Below are 12,203 nucleotides of genomic sequence, written 5' to 3' on the forward strand. Positions count from 1 at the left end.
GCGCCTCCTACGAGTCGGTGCTCGGCGTGCCGCTGCCGTTGAGATAGGTCTTGTAGAGCTGGATGATCTGCGGCCCGGCATCGCTCGAAGGCGTGGGGCCCGGTACGCCGTCGCCTTCGCACTCCCGGACGAATTGACCGAACACCAGCGAGTCCGAGCCGCCGCCATCCACCGGCTGCACGACGAAATAGCAACCGAACCCCAACACCGGGATCGACGTCGAACCACCCTGCTTGCCGGTGCAGTTGCCGACCACGATCTTCAGCATCCGGCGCTCGAACACGCCGTTGCTCTGGCAACCGCTCGCGCCACCGGCCACACAGGCGGCAACCTTGGTCCGCCAGTCGTTGTAGTCCTGGATCGCCTCGCCACCGGCCGAGAGATCGCCGTTGCTCGACGTCACAGGCTTGCCTTTGTATTGCGCCTGGGAGAGCGTGTCGTTGTAGGTCATCGCCGGGGTGCTCGAGGCGGTGACCAGGTCCGGTGGATAGTCCGACGCACTGACCGGGCCGTTGTAGATCCCAAAACGTGTATTCATGCCTTGGGACGTCGGGCCGGCCTTGTTACCGGGCGCGGTCTGGACGTTGTCCCCGACGCTGCGGCAGACCGAACCACCGCCCGCCAGGTCTTCGCGCACCGCGCTGCCGCCTGAGCCGAAATCGAGCAACTGGAAATTGCCGGGGCCGATGGGCGACGTGTTGCCTGCGGCCGTCTTCAAGACTTCCAGGTCACCGAAGTGATACCCCCAGAAATTGCCCGCCCCCGGGTTGTACTGCGTGGGGTCGCCGCAAACCATCAGCGGGGCCAGGTCGCAGGGCGCGGTGGGACTGGGGCCGGCAGTGGCGATGGCGGCCACGCTTTTGGCGCCCAGGCCGGCGCTGCCCATCGACTGCACGAAATTCCAGAAAAAACCATTCAGCTGATAGCTGGACACCGACACCCGCACGTACTTGGCATTCGCCGGGCCGGGATAGGAAAACGGTCCGTAGACACTGCTGGCCAGCTCCACCACGGCAAAGGCACCCGGATTACCGCCAACAGCGGTGGCCAGTTCAGCGTTGCCCGAGGCCTGGGCGTTCTTGTTCAAGGTGTCCAGGGCCGCTGTCCGGGTCGTGCTGGCCATGTTGAGGCCGCCGCTGACCTGGCTCAGGGTCTTGGCGCCGCTCAGGGCGGCGGCGTCCACCGCATTTTGCAGGCGCGTCTTGTTCAGCAACATGTGTCCGCCGTCCAGGGCCAGTGCCGCCATCATGGAAATCGCCACCAACGCGATCACCATCAACACACTCACCGCCCCTCCCTGGCGCCGAGGCACCGTGAAAGGCTGCCGGATACTGGGTTTCATCGTCGCATCCTCGCTGACTGAGGGAGAGGATCGGCATTGCCATCGCCTGGCCAGCCCGATGGCGCCGGGGCCTGCTAGCGAAGGTTGATGACGCTGCGCTCGACCCCACGGATCACCGTGATCGAACTGTCCTGCGCCTTGGCGATGCGTTGCACCACAGGCCTTGGAGCCGGTGCGGCCACCGCCACGACCGGTGCGGCCGGTGTCGGCGCCACGGCCACGGCTTTTTTCTCCAGGTTCAACGGGTTGCGCAGGGCCAGTTGCAGCTTGCCTTCGGTCTGCGCGGTCACCAATGCCTCGGCTTCAGTGGTCGTCATCTCCAGCGTCACCGCCCGCACCACCACCGGCTGGGTCTTGTCGGTGCCGGCCGTCTGGTCCACCGCCAGTACCCGCAGATTTTCCAGGAGCGTGCGGGACACGGCGTTGTTGCTGCCGGCCGCGGTGTTTTTCGTCGCCAGAACGTCGACCCGGTTACCCGGCAACAGGAAACCGCCCACGCCGACCACATCATCCACCCGTACCGAGATGGCACGCTTGTCGGGGGCGATCAGCGAGGCCAGGGTGCTGCCGCCCAGGTGCTCGCTCAAACGGGCACTGCGCACAATGTCGCCGCGCAGGATGTCGAACGTGGCGATCTTGCCCACGGCCTGCTCGCTGGAGTCGAAGGCGTCGTCCGGAATCGTGTCCATGGGCATTCGCACGGTCGTGACCTGCTGGGCCTCGACCATCTGCCCGAAGGGGATTTCCACCGTGGCCACCACCACGCTGCGCAAATGGTCATCGGGGGTGGCATTGAGTCGTGCGTTCAGCCAGGAATCGGCCATCCATGCGGCACCAAGGCCCATTACCAGAGAAACGCCTATCAGCGAAAGCGTACGGGAGCTCATGTCGGTATCTCCGAATCAAAGAAAGTCGAGCTGGACAAAATAGTTGTGCCAGGCCCATTCCAACTCCTGCGGCAACAGCGGTCCGGAACCGCCCAGGTAACGCTGGCGATCGAGCGCCATGTTCAGCAGATCGCGAGGATGGCAAGGCACCAGCGGCATGCCTTCACCGGCGTACAAACGCTGCAGCACATAGCGCACCAGCAACGGGTCATGGGCGATGCCCAGGCGCTCGCATTCCTGGCGCCAGATGCGCTCGTACTCCTCGGGCCTGAGGTAGCCGAACTGCACCTTGTAGCCAATGCGCCGCAGGAAGGCCTCGTCGGCCAGTTCCAAGGGATTGAGGTTGGTGGAAAACACCAGGACCAGGTCGAACGGCAGCTCACAGTGCCGGCCACCGCCCAGGTTGATGAAGTCGCGCTTCTCTTCCATGGGCACGATCCAGCGATTGAGCAGCTCGGCCGGCGCCATGCGCTGGCGGCCCATGTCATCGATGATGAACAACCCATTGCTGGCCTTGAGCTGCAAGGCCGCCTGGTACTGGCGGGTAAAGGGGTCATAGCGCACGTCCAGCTGTTCCATGCTCAACTCGCCGCCGGTGATGACGATCGGGCGTTTGCAGCAGAGCAACCGGCGGTCGATGCCCTCATTGAGCATCAGGTTGTTCGATTGACGATTGTCATCCAGGCGCTGGTGCACTTGCGGGTCGTAGATCTCGATCACCGACTCGTTGATGACGATGGCGTGGGGCACCCAGATCGCTTCGGCAAACAGACGGATCAGCCGGCTGCTGACATAGGTCTTGCCGGTGCCCGCCGGGCCATAGATCATGATCGCCCGGCCGGAATTGAGCGCCACGCCCAACTGGTCGAGCATCCCCTGGGTCAGCACCACGCCTGCCAGGGCGCGATTCATGTCAGTGGCGGTGATGCGGCCGTGGTGAATGGTCTGGATCTTGATCAGCGAACGATAGGTGCTCACCGGAAACGGCGCCGCCCCGATGTAGCCGCTGCGCGCCAGGGCGTCACGGGCAAAATTGCGACCGCGCTCGGTCAGGCCGTAACGCAACGACTGCACACTGGCCTGGCCGACCTGGCCGAGGACTTCGACACGACCGTCCTTGCGCAGGAACGCCAGGACTTCTTCCAGCACGGCGCCCGTCAGGGCCAGGCGCTCTACCAGCCGAGGCAGGTCCAGCACGCCGGCGTCATGCAGGTGCTTGCACACCAACTCACCCAGGAAACTGTCGCTCAGGCCGGTGTCGCGGATGGTGCACGGCTGGGGTGCCAGGCGTTGCACCGCCTCCCGCTCGCTGGGGTAGGCATCACTATCATTGATGACGTGCATGACTACACTCCCCAGCCGCCGGCGACCAACTGCCAGTAAACGCTGTTCAAGGTGCCGATCAGGATCGCGATCGAGTAGGGAAACGGCTTGCCGGCCACCTCATCCGAGCCAGGCGCCAGGTACGCCTGGGCCCGCAGGATCAACCAGTAGCGCCCGAGGGTCTGCAACAACTGACCGCGGGCCAGCACCATCAGCAAGCCACACACGCCACCGGCAATCAGGCTGAACAGCGCGGCCCACAGGGCGTAATGAAAGGGCAGGAAACTGCCGACCATGGTCATCAGCTTGACGTCGCCGGCCGCCATGCCGCCGACGGCATACATGGGCAGGAACAGCGCGAAGCAGATCAACATGCCCAGCACACTGTCGCCCACTGCACCGAGCCCGCCTGCATTGGCCTCGCTCGCCAAACCCAGGGCCAACCCTGCCAGGACCAGCGCGTTGGGGATGCGATGGCGACGCAGGTCGCTCACCACCGCCAAACCCAGCAACCCCAGCAGCAGTAACGTCGACACCAGCAACTCCATGGACATGATGCGTCTCCCTCATCTAATGATCATTGGCAGGCGACACTGCACCTGAGGAAACCTATCAAGCGGTCATCCGCCGCGTGGGTCGGCGAAAACGAAAACCGGTGGCCTCGATAGGCTTCACTGCACGCTTGGTAGCAATGACGGTCAGCAGGCCGCACCTTTCACGGCGGCACACAGTGCAGTGATCCGGTCATTCACGGCTCCGCCCAGCAGGACGAACATGGCGGCCACCGCCACGGTGATCAGCCCGCCGGCGACGGCGTACTCGACGATGGTCAGGCCATCTTCATCCCTGGCGAACTTACTGATCGAAGTTCTGATTGTTTGAAGGGTCATGTCAGTTACCTCACATCAATCGCAACACATCGCGGGAAGGAGCGGCGTAAAACCCAGCAAGACGTCATCGAAGCTTCAACCCTCGACGAAACCAGCGCCTCGATGGGCTTCACCGCGCTTCCCGACCGGGGTGGCCGTTAGCACGCAGCGCCTTTGACCGCCGCACACAGGGCGGTGATCTTGGTGTTCACGGCGCTGCCCAGCAGGATAAACATCGCGGCCACGGCCACCGTGATCAACCCACCGGCCACGGCGTATTCCACAATGGTCAGGCCGTCTTCATCTTTGGCGAACTTCAGTACCGAAGCCTTGATTGTTTGAAGAGTCATTTCGCGCACCTCATCGGGTTGTTTTCGCAAGGGGGCAGCACATTGCGAACTGCCTGATGCAACCCTAGTCATGAGGGGTGGAGGGTCGTTAGGAGGATTTTGCACATCCCTAGGATTATTTTGCGCCCCAGGCCAGGTGTGGGTCGGCGGGGGGCGCAGGCGGTCCGCGGCCTGGCGCCAAGGGGGGCGGGCTTATGAAAATTTATTCGGCGAAGTGATAGCACATTGGCAATACTGCTAGCTAAAGGGCAGCAAGAACCGCTGGGTAGTCGTCCTATGGCGCCACATCTGACTGGAAAGCCAAAGCTGTTGTGGTTCGATCTGACGCACGATCGCTCCACCCGGGAACTGGTCGCCCAGTTCGAGGACGCTTGCGACTGCACGCTGGCCAAGAACGCCATGTTGCCCAGTGGCGAACAGGTCGACATGATCTGCATCCATTTCGACCGGCCCGACACGCCGGGGCTGCGCCGGCTGCTGGAGATCAAGCGCACCGCGCCCACGATTCCCATCACCATGTTCACCGTGCAGCACTCCGAAGAGCTTGCGGTCTGGGCGATGCGCTCCAGCGTCTGGGAATACATGGTGCTGCCCCTGCCCGCCAACGAGCGCAAGCGCTACCTGACGGCCGTGGTGCAATTGTGCGAATTGCGCCGTACTGCCAATGGCCGGGGCAAGACCTCGCAGATCGACCACGCCCCCACCCTGCCCGACAGCATTCGCCTGACCTCCGGACACCAGAAGCACCAGGCCCTGAGCCACATCATGCTGTACATCGACCAGCATTTTCGCGAAAGCATCGACCAGCGCGATCTTGCCAAGCGTTGTGGCATGACCACCTTTCGCTTCAGCCGCCTGTTCAAGGAGGCCAACGGGCTGGGCTTCACCGATTACGTGCTGAACAAACGCATGAGTTTCGCCAAGGAACTGCTCGACAACAGCCAGATGCCGATCACCAGCATCGGCTACGAGGCCGGTTTCAAGGACCCGTCCTATTTCGCCCGGGCGTTCAAGCAATACGCCAGTTGCACCCCCAGCGAATACCGCTCGGCACAGCAACTGCGCGTCGCGAGCCCATCGCAAGCAGTGCCCGACGAGGCCAGCACAGCGGCGCTCGACAGCTTGGTGCAGAGCCTGGAGGGATGACCCCGGCACGCCCCAGGGCTCATTGGGTTATCCACAGTCGGCTCGATGACTTTTCTCCAGGCATAAAAAAACGCCGCTCAATGAGCGGCGTTTTCTTGAATTTGGAGCGGGAAACGAGACTCGAACTCGCGACCCCGACCTTGGCAAGGTCGTGCTCTACCAACTGAGCTATTCCCGCAAATGGCGTCCCCTAGGGGACTCGAACCCCTGTTACCGCCGTGAAAGGGCGGTGTCCTAGGCCACTAGACGAAGGGGACACGCTGCCCGGAACACATGGTGTGTGTTCCAGTGCCCAGACCCGCATCCGAAAATGACGTTTCTGGTTTCACTCAGCCCTGCCCGAAAGCAACGCTGTTTAAAATTGGAGCGGGAAACGAGACTCGAACTCGCGACCCCGACCTTGGCAAGGTCGTGCTCTACCAACTGAGCTATTCCCGCATTGGCGTCCCCTAGGGGACTCGAACCCCTGTTACCGCCGTGAAAGGGCGGTGTCCTAGGCCACTAGACGAAGGGGACACACGTACAACATTCACTGCTTATCGCGTTTCGCTGAGTGCTTTACGCTGTAAGTGGCGCGCATTCTATGGATGGATTGGGAGGTCGTCAACCCCCAGATATAAATTTATTTAAATCAATGACTTCCCAGGGTTTGAGGGCGATTCGCCGATTTTGCTCGCCCGGTCTCTGACGTCTATATTCTGTCGCCCGCCAAGGCGCTATAGTCGCATCCGGCAAATAGTGGCAATGTGCAGCCATTGAGCCGCATTCCCTATAAACAGCACGACGCCCGTCTAATCGCGCCGCTCAGGCCTATGCGCTTAAAAGCCAAGCCACTACACTCATGACATGCGTACCCCAATAAAGAGGTCTTACCGGTGACACCACTCATGATCACCCTGCTCGTCGTAGCCGGGATCGCACTGTTGATCGCCATTGGCTACATGAACCATGTGGTGGAAAACAACAAGCTGGAAAAGGTCCGCACCAAGGTTGAACTCAACGACCGGATGCGGCGCTGTGGCGAGCTCACCGAAACCTTCCCCGGGCAATTGATGACGCCGGCCTTGAAACTGCTGCTGACGCGCCTTGAGATGAACGTCTGCCAGCGCCTGCTGAACCTGGACAAGACCAATACCGCGGTCAAGGCACGCCTGGACGAACTGACCGCATTGGCAGCACAAGGTGAATCGATCCCGGTGGGCAATCCGCCGGCACCGATCCTGACCGAAGCCAAGGCCAAGGACGTTCGCTTCCTGCTCGAAGCCCTCCACGGCCAGATCACCCGTGCCGCCCAGGACGGCTTCCTGCCGCCCAACGAAGCCAAGCGCTGGGTCCGCGAAGTGCGGCATATCCTGGTCCTGCTGCACATCGAGTTCTTCAACAACCTCGGCCAGCAAGCCTTGCAACAGGAACAACCGGGCCAGGCCCGCCTGGCGTTCGAACGCGGCGTGCAGTATCTGCGCAAACAGCAGGAGCCCCAGGTCTACGCCGAACAGCTCGACTACCTCGAAAAGCTCCTGGCCCGCGCCAACGCAATGGTCCTGGCCAGCACCAAGCCGGTCGAAGGCGAGGTCAACCAGTTGACCGAAGGCTTGAAGGAAGACGAAATGAACGACGAGTGGAAGAAGAAGAAGGTCTACGACTGAGACCTCGTCGAACCTCAGGGTGACGAGGGGATTTATCCCCGCAGGGCTGCGCGGCAGCCCTGAAATGTACGAGCGCTGCGTGCTCGACAGTGGATCCCCTCCTCGCTACGTGCTCCTCCATCGGTGAGCCAGCTATGGCGGCTCACAGCCTGAAATGCCCCACCATCCCCTTCAACTCAACCCCCAACTGCGCCAGCTCGATGCTGGAAGCGGCATTGCCTTGCATCGCCAGGGACGATTGATCGGCGCTGGCACGGATACTGGTGACGCTGCGGTTGATCTCTTCGGCCACCGAACTCTGCTGTTCGGCGGCCGCCGCGATCTGCTGGTTCATCTGCTGAATCAACGACACCGCCGCGGCAATACTGCCCAAGGCACTTTCGGTTTGCAGCGCATCGCTGACAGCCATCTTCACCAGCTCGCCGCTGCTCTGGATCTGCTGCACGGAAGCCTGGGCCGCTGAACGCAATGCGCTCACCAACCGCTCGATCTCTTCGGTGGACTGCTGCGTGCGTCTGGCCAGGGCCCGCACCTCGTCAGCCACCACCGCAAACCCCCTACCCTGCTCGCCAGCGCGTGCGGCCTCGATGGCAGCGTTGAGCGCCAGCAGGTTGGTTTGTTCGGCGACGCTCTTGATCACGCTCAGCACCGTGCCGATGTTCTGGATCTCGGCACTGAGGCTTTCGATACTGGAACTGGCCGACGTGGCCGAGTCGGCCAACTGCTCGATACGCACCATGCTCTGGCGCACCACCTGCTGACCGCTCTCGACCTTGTCATCGGCCGTCTGCGCCGCCAGGGCCGCTTCCTCGGCATTGCGGGCCACGTCATGCACCGTGGCGGTCATCTGGTTCATGGCCGTGGCAACCTGCTCGGTCTCCTCTTTCTGGCTGCTGACTTCCAGGTTGGTCTGTTCGGTCACGGCCGACAGCGATTGCGCGGAGTTGGCGAGCTGTTCGATACCCGCCTGCAAGCCGCTGACGATGCCGCTCAGCCCCGCGCCCATCTGCTGCATGGCGAGCATCAACTGGCCGATCTCATCCCGGCGCGTCACCTGCACCGTGGCGCTCAGGTCCCCCGCCGCGATCTGCTGGGCCACGCGGATGACGCTGCGCAGCGGCGCAACGATCAGCCGGGTAATGACCCAGGCGGCAATCAACCCCACCAGCAGGGCAAGGGCCGACGAGCCGATGATCAACAGCGAGTTCTTTTTCAACTCCGCCTGCATGGCATGGTCTTCGGCGGCGTAGGCCTGGTTGACCCGCTCCACCACTTGGCCGGCACGCTCGTGAAGTTCCTGGTAGACGCCTTTTTCCTTCGCCAACAGGCCGGTGTACTCGGCCAGTTGCGTGTTGAAACCGGCAATGTGCCCGGCCACCTCGTTGAGCACGGTCTGGTAGCCCGGATCCTTGACCTGGGTCTTGAGCGCCTCGGCCTGCTTCATGGCTTGCTCGGCCTGCTCGATCGGGCCTTGCCCGGCGTCCTCGCTGCCTTTGCGGCTCTGGTCCAGGCGTACGCGCGCTTCGTTCATGGCCTGCAGCATCAACCGTGACACTTCGCTGACCTGGTTGGCCTGCTCGATGAACTCGGCGCCCTCCTTGCCCTCGGAATCCTTCAGGGTGTAGGCGCCGTCGTCCGCCAGACCGGCCTGCAACACGTCCAGGTTGTTGGCGACACTGGACACCGACCAACTGGCCATTTCCAGCGCCAGGTCCTTGCTCTGGCTCAACCCGACGAATTCATCGAACGCCTTGCGGTAATCCGCCAGCGCCTGTTGCACATCGTTCATCACCGACAGGTTTTCAGGTGTCTGGGCCTTGAGCGCATCGGCCTGGGCCACCAGGCCGTCGACCCCCTTGCGCAGGGTGTCGGCCGTCTTGGGGTCGGAGCGCAAGGCGTATTCCTGCTCGAGCAAGCGCACCTTCAGCAGTTCGCTGTTGAGGGAGGACATCTGCTTGAGTCCGTCGAAACGCAGGCTGATGGTGCGCAAGGACCACACGCCAATGGCCGCGACCACGGCCGTGAGCAACAATACCAGGACAAACCCGATACCCAGTTTCTTTGCCATACCCAGGTTGGCAAAACGTCCTTGCACGGCCGAAATCATTGCGCTCAGTCCTCTGCCAGTGTGTGTTGTTCGCAGATTCGCAACGAGACGCCCTGCAACACAAGATGCTGGCGTCGGAATAATGGCAAAAAGCTACAGCCGCGTCGTTTTCAGGACACTCGAGGTCGATCCAGGGCCGCGCCCCGGAAAAACGCCAACGCCCTCGGATCACAGGCATAAGCCACATTGATCCGCAGCCACTGGCTGTCGGCGCCTGAAGGGCTGAAGGCCGTGGGCGAAGACAGCTGCACACCGAACCGTTTGGCCAGACGCTGCACTCCAGCGTAGTCGCATAACGGTGGGCGTGCCCAGATGAACAGCCCCCCGGTCGGCTTGCCGAACACCTCCCAGTCGGCCTCCTCCAGCACCTGCAACACAGCCGCCATGTCGCCCCCCAAACGCTGCCGCTGGCGCTGCACCAGCTTGCGATAGGCACCGTTGGCCAGGAGATTGGCCAGCACCGCTTCGCTGAACCGTGAAACGCCCAGGCTCGTGACCTCCTTGACCTCACTGAGCCGGGCGATGATGGGCACAGGCGCCACCACGAACCCGACTCGCAACGAACTGCTCAGGGTTTTTGAAAAACTGCCTACATAGATCACATCGGCATCCAGGGCCGCCAGGCGGGTGCGTGTCGAACCCTGGAAATCGGCGTAGACATCGTCTTCGATCACCAGCATCCCGTGTTCCCGGGCCAGCGCCAGCAAGCGTTGCGCCACCCCCAGGGACAGGCTGCTGCCGGTCGGGTTATGGCAGGCGCTGTTGACGAACAGCGCACGGGGCCGATGCGTCGCCAGCAGAGTCTGCAAAGCCTCGACGTCCGGGCCTCGAGGGGTCCTGGGCAGTTCGAGCATGTCGATGCCGTGCAGCCTCAGCAGCTCGAACAGTTTCGGGTAGCCGGGGCTCTCCACCACCACGCAACTGCCCGGCGCCAGCTGTGTCCGCACGATCAGGTCCAACGCCTGGGTAGCGCCGTGGGTGGTCAGGATAAGGTCTTGCGCGGCCTCGATATTGAGTTGCTTCAAGCGCCGGGACAGTTGCTCACGCAGGGCGGGCAAGCCCAACGACGTGCTGTAGCTGAACAGCCCCGCCATGTCGGTGCGGGTGACCTGGCGGATCGCATAGCCCAGGTCGTCGCTTTCGCGCCAGCGCTCAGGCAGCCCGCCGGCCCCCAGCTTCAGCGCCCACGCCGAGTTGTCGGCAAGGCCGCCGCGTGCCAGCGGCGGGTGTTCCGGGCAGGTTCCGTCGTTGGATGCGAGGCCGAGGGAAGGCGGTGGCGCGACGAAGAAGCTTGAGCCATGCCGGGACGCCAACACCCCTTGGGCGACCAGACGCTCACAGGCCTCGTTGACACTCGACTGGCTGAGCAGGTTCTGCCGTGCCAGTTGCCGGATAGACGGCAAGCGCGTGCCCGGCTGCACGGCGTCCTGGCGGATCCAGCCGGTCAGCGCGTCGACAATTTGCTGCACGACAGGCACCAGGGCCTGTCGGTCGATTCTCAATTCCATGAGTGACCAGACTCCTAAGCGTTTGTTTTATTTCCGGAAACAGTTAAGCACAGGCGGCCCTGCGGCGATGTACGACAAACCCGCCAAAGCAGCCGTTTCACACCCTTTGAAATACTTTGATGGACCGCGTCGGTGCTTTTTCGACCAACCAAGAAAAAGCCCGCAACCAGTGCGGGCTTTTTCCTACAAGCCAGGTGACACGTCCTCAGAACGCCGTGACACCGCCGTCCACCGCCAGGGAATGGCCGGTGGTAAAGGCCGCGCCATCGCTGCACAGGTACAGCACGGCGCTGGCAATCTCTTCGACTTTACCGATCCGTCCCACCGGGTGCATGGCATTAGCGAAGTCAGCTTTCTTCGGGTCCGCTTCATAGGCTCGCCGGAACATGTCGGTGTCGATCACGGCCGGGCACACCGCATTCACGCGGATTTTTTTCTTGGCGTACTCGATGGCCGCCGATTTGGTCAGGCCGATCACCGCATGCTTGGAGGCCGCATAGATGCTCATTTTCGGTGCCGCACCCAGGCCCGCCACCGAGGCCGTATTGACGATGGCCCCGCCGCCCTGGGCCAGCAGCAAAGGCAACTGGTATTTCATGCACAGCCAGACGCCCTTCACGTTGACCCCCATGATGGCGTCGAACTCATCGACGGTGCCGTCGGCCAGCTTGCCCTTCTCGATCTCGATCCCGGCGTTGTTGAAGGCGTAGTCGAGACGACCGTAGGCGTGGATCACCTCATTCATCAGGTTCTGCACATCGCTTTCCTGCGTCACGTCACAACGCACGAACACCGCCTCGCCGCCCGCCTCGCGAATCGCCTGCACCGTGCCCTCGCCGCCCGCCACATCCAGGTCGGCCGCCACCACCTTCAAGCCTTGCGCGGCGAAGGCCTGGGCGGTCGCCCGGCCAATGCCTGCGGCAGCGCCCGTGACCACGGCGACCTGCCCGGAAAACGTCATGCTCATTGTCAGTTCCTCGAAGAATGCGATGTTTCGCCAGTGTAGCCACGGCCCCGTGCAGCGC

The 12,203-nt window shown here is 62.6% G+C and carries 11 protein-coding genes and 4 tRNA genes; 2 read left to right on the plus strand and 13 right to left on the minus strand.

Annotation, left to right across the window (positions count from 1 at the left end; genetic code table 11):
• Positions 1 to 7 precede the first annotated feature (7 nt).
• The 6 genes from V3H56_RS19325 to V3H56_RS19350 all read right to left on the minus strand — a co-directional run bounded on the left by V3H56_RS19325 (position 8) and on the right by V3H56_RS19350 (position 4,771).
• Positions 8 to 1,342, minus strand: coding sequence for a TadE/TadG family type IV pilus assembly protein (locus tag V3H56_RS19325; RefSeq protein ID WP_338473769.1), 1,335 nt, complete (start codon positions 1,340 to 1,342; stop codon positions 8 to 10).
• Positions 1,343 to 1,416: 74 nt separating this feature from the next.
• Complete coding sequence (cpaB, locus tag V3H56_RS19330; protein WP_338473770.1) at positions 1,417 to 2,229, minus strand: Flp pilus assembly protein CpaB; 813 nt, start codon at positions 2,227 to 2,229, stop codon at positions 1,417 to 1,419.
• A 15-nt stretch (positions 2,230 to 2,244) separates the two neighbouring features.
• A complete protein-coding gene (locus V3H56_RS19335) occupies positions 2,245 to 3,573 on the minus strand; it encodes an ATPase AAA (RefSeq protein ID WP_042729932.1) in 1,329 nt (442 codons plus the stop codon).
• Positions 3,574 to 3,575: 2 nt separating this feature from the next.
• Positions 3,576 to 4,106: a prepilin peptidase gene (locus V3H56_RS19340; protein ID WP_338473771.1), complete on the minus strand. Its 531-nt coding sequence runs from the start codon at positions 4,104 to 4,106 to the stop codon at positions 3,576 to 3,578.
• Between the two features lie 144 nt (positions 4,107 to 4,250).
• Entirely contained in the window at positions 4,251 to 4,442 is a 192-nt protein-coding gene (locus V3H56_RS19345; protein ID WP_042729934.1) for a Flp family type IVb pilin, read from the minus strand.
• A 137-nt stretch (positions 4,443 to 4,579) separates the two neighbouring features.
• Complete coding sequence (locus V3H56_RS19350; protein WP_042729935.1) at positions 4,580 to 4,771, minus strand: pilus assembly protein PilA; 192 nt, start codon at positions 4,769 to 4,771, stop codon at positions 4,580 to 4,582.
• Between the two features lie 276 nt (positions 4,772 to 5,047).
• Here V3H56_RS19350 and V3H56_RS19355 point away from each other — a divergent pair, with 276 nt between their 5' ends.
• Positions 5,048 to 5,917: a response regulator transcription factor gene (locus V3H56_RS19355; protein ID WP_042729936.1), complete on the plus strand. Its 870-nt coding sequence runs from the start codon at positions 5,048 to 5,050 to the stop codon at positions 5,915 to 5,917.
• A gap of 102 nt (positions 5,918 to 6,019) precedes the next feature.
• On the opposite strand, the gene V3H56_RS19360 is transcribed toward V3H56_RS19355, so the two are convergent.
• The 4 genes from V3H56_RS19360 to V3H56_RS19375 all read right to left on the minus strand — a co-directional run bounded on the left by V3H56_RS19360 (position 6,020) and on the right by V3H56_RS19375 (position 6,433).
• A tRNA-Gly gene (locus tag V3H56_RS19360) sits at positions 6,020 to 6,095 on the minus strand.
• A 3-nt stretch (positions 6,096 to 6,098) separates the two neighbouring features.
• Positions 6,099 to 6,174: transfer RNA gene (locus V3H56_RS19365), tRNA-Glu, on the minus strand.
• A 105-nt stretch (positions 6,175 to 6,279) separates the two neighbouring features.
• Positions 6,280 to 6,355 (minus strand) — tRNA-Gly (locus V3H56_RS19370).
• Positions 6,356 to 6,357: 2 nt separating this feature from the next.
• Positions 6,358 to 6,433, minus strand: a tRNA-Glu gene (locus tag V3H56_RS19375).
• A gap of 371 nt (positions 6,434 to 6,804) precedes the next feature.
• Between V3H56_RS19375 and V3H56_RS19380 the strand changes: the two genes are divergently transcribed.
• Entirely contained in the window at positions 6,805 to 7,563 is a 759-nt protein-coding gene (locus tag V3H56_RS19380; RefSeq protein ID WP_042729937.1) for a hypothetical protein, read from the plus strand.
• Positions 7,564 to 7,705: 142 nt separating this feature from the next.
• On the opposite strand, the gene V3H56_RS19385 is transcribed toward V3H56_RS19380, so the two are convergent.
• The 3 genes from V3H56_RS19385 to V3H56_RS19395 all read right to left on the minus strand — a co-directional run bounded on the left by V3H56_RS19385 (position 7,706) and on the right by V3H56_RS19395 (position 12,145).
• On the minus strand, positions 7,706 to 9,670 hold the full coding sequence (locus V3H56_RS19385) for a methyl-accepting chemotaxis protein (RefSeq protein ID WP_042729938.1): 1,965 nt from the start codon (positions 9,668 to 9,670) through the stop codon (positions 7,706 to 7,708).
• 110 nt (positions 9,671 to 9,780) lie between these two features.
• Positions 9,781 to 11,178, minus strand: coding sequence for a PLP-dependent aminotransferase family protein (locus V3H56_RS19390; protein WP_042729939.1), 1,398 nt, complete (start codon positions 11,176 to 11,178; stop codon positions 9,781 to 9,783).
• Between the two features lie 205 nt (positions 11,179 to 11,383).
• Positions 11,384 to 12,145, minus strand: coding sequence for an SDR family oxidoreductase (locus V3H56_RS19395; protein ID WP_042729940.1), 762 nt, complete (start codon positions 12,143 to 12,145; stop codon positions 11,384 to 11,386).
• Positions 12,146 to 12,203 lie beyond the last annotated feature (58 nt).

This window comes from Pseudomonas sp. MS646 (assembly GCF_036693845.1).
GTDB lineage: Bacteria > Pseudomonadota > Gammaproteobacteria > Pseudomonadales > Pseudomonadaceae > Aquipseudomonas > Aquipseudomonas chlororaphis_E.

What these genes read in the sequence shown, in the direction of transcription:
- V3H56_RS19380 (WP_042729937.1), top strand. Translation starts at nt 6,805, where the DNA reads ATGATCACCCTGCTCGTCGTAGCCGGGATCGCACTGTTGATCGCCATT.
- V3H56_RS19345 (WP_042729934.1), bottom strand. Translation starts at nt 4,442, where the DNA reads ATGACCCTTCAAACAATCAGAACTTCGATCAGTAAGTTCGCCAGGGAT.
- V3H56_RS19385 (WP_042729938.1), bottom strand. Translation starts at nt 9,670, where the DNA reads ATGATTTCGGCCGTGCAAGGACGTTTTGCCAACCTGGGTATGGCAAAG.
- V3H56_RS19340 (WP_338473771.1), bottom strand. Translation starts at nt 4,106, where the DNA reads ATGTCCATGGAGTTGCTGGTGTCGACGTTACTGCTGCTGGGGTTGCTG.
- V3H56_RS19390 (WP_042729939.1), bottom strand. Translation starts at nt 11,178, where the DNA reads ATGGAATTGAGAATCGACCGACAGGCCCTGGTGCCTGTCGTGCAGCAA.
- V3H56_RS19395 (WP_042729940.1), bottom strand. Translation starts at nt 12,145, where the DNA reads ATGAGCATGACGTTTTCCGGGCAGGTCGCCGTGGTCACGGGCGCTGCC.
- V3H56_RS19350 (WP_042729935.1), bottom strand. Translation starts at nt 4,771, where the DNA reads ATGACTCTTCAAACAATCAAGGCTTCGGTACTGAAGTTCGCCAAAGAT.
- cpaB (WP_338473770.1), bottom strand. Translation starts at nt 2,229, where the DNA reads ATGAGCTCCCGTACGCTTTCGCTGATAGGCGTTTCTCTGGTAATGGGC.
- V3H56_RS19355 (WP_042729936.1), top strand. Translation starts at nt 5,048, where the DNA reads ATGGCGCCACATCTGACTGGAAAGCCAAAGCTGTTGTGGTTCGATCTG.
- V3H56_RS19335 (WP_042729932.1), bottom strand. Translation starts at nt 3,573, where the DNA reads ATGCACGTCATCAATGATAGTGATGCCTACCCCAGCGAGCGGGAGGCG.
- V3H56_RS19325 (WP_338473769.1), bottom strand. Translation starts at nt 1,342, where the DNA reads ATGAAACCCAGTATCCGGCAGCCTTTCACGGTGCCTCGGCGCCAGGGA.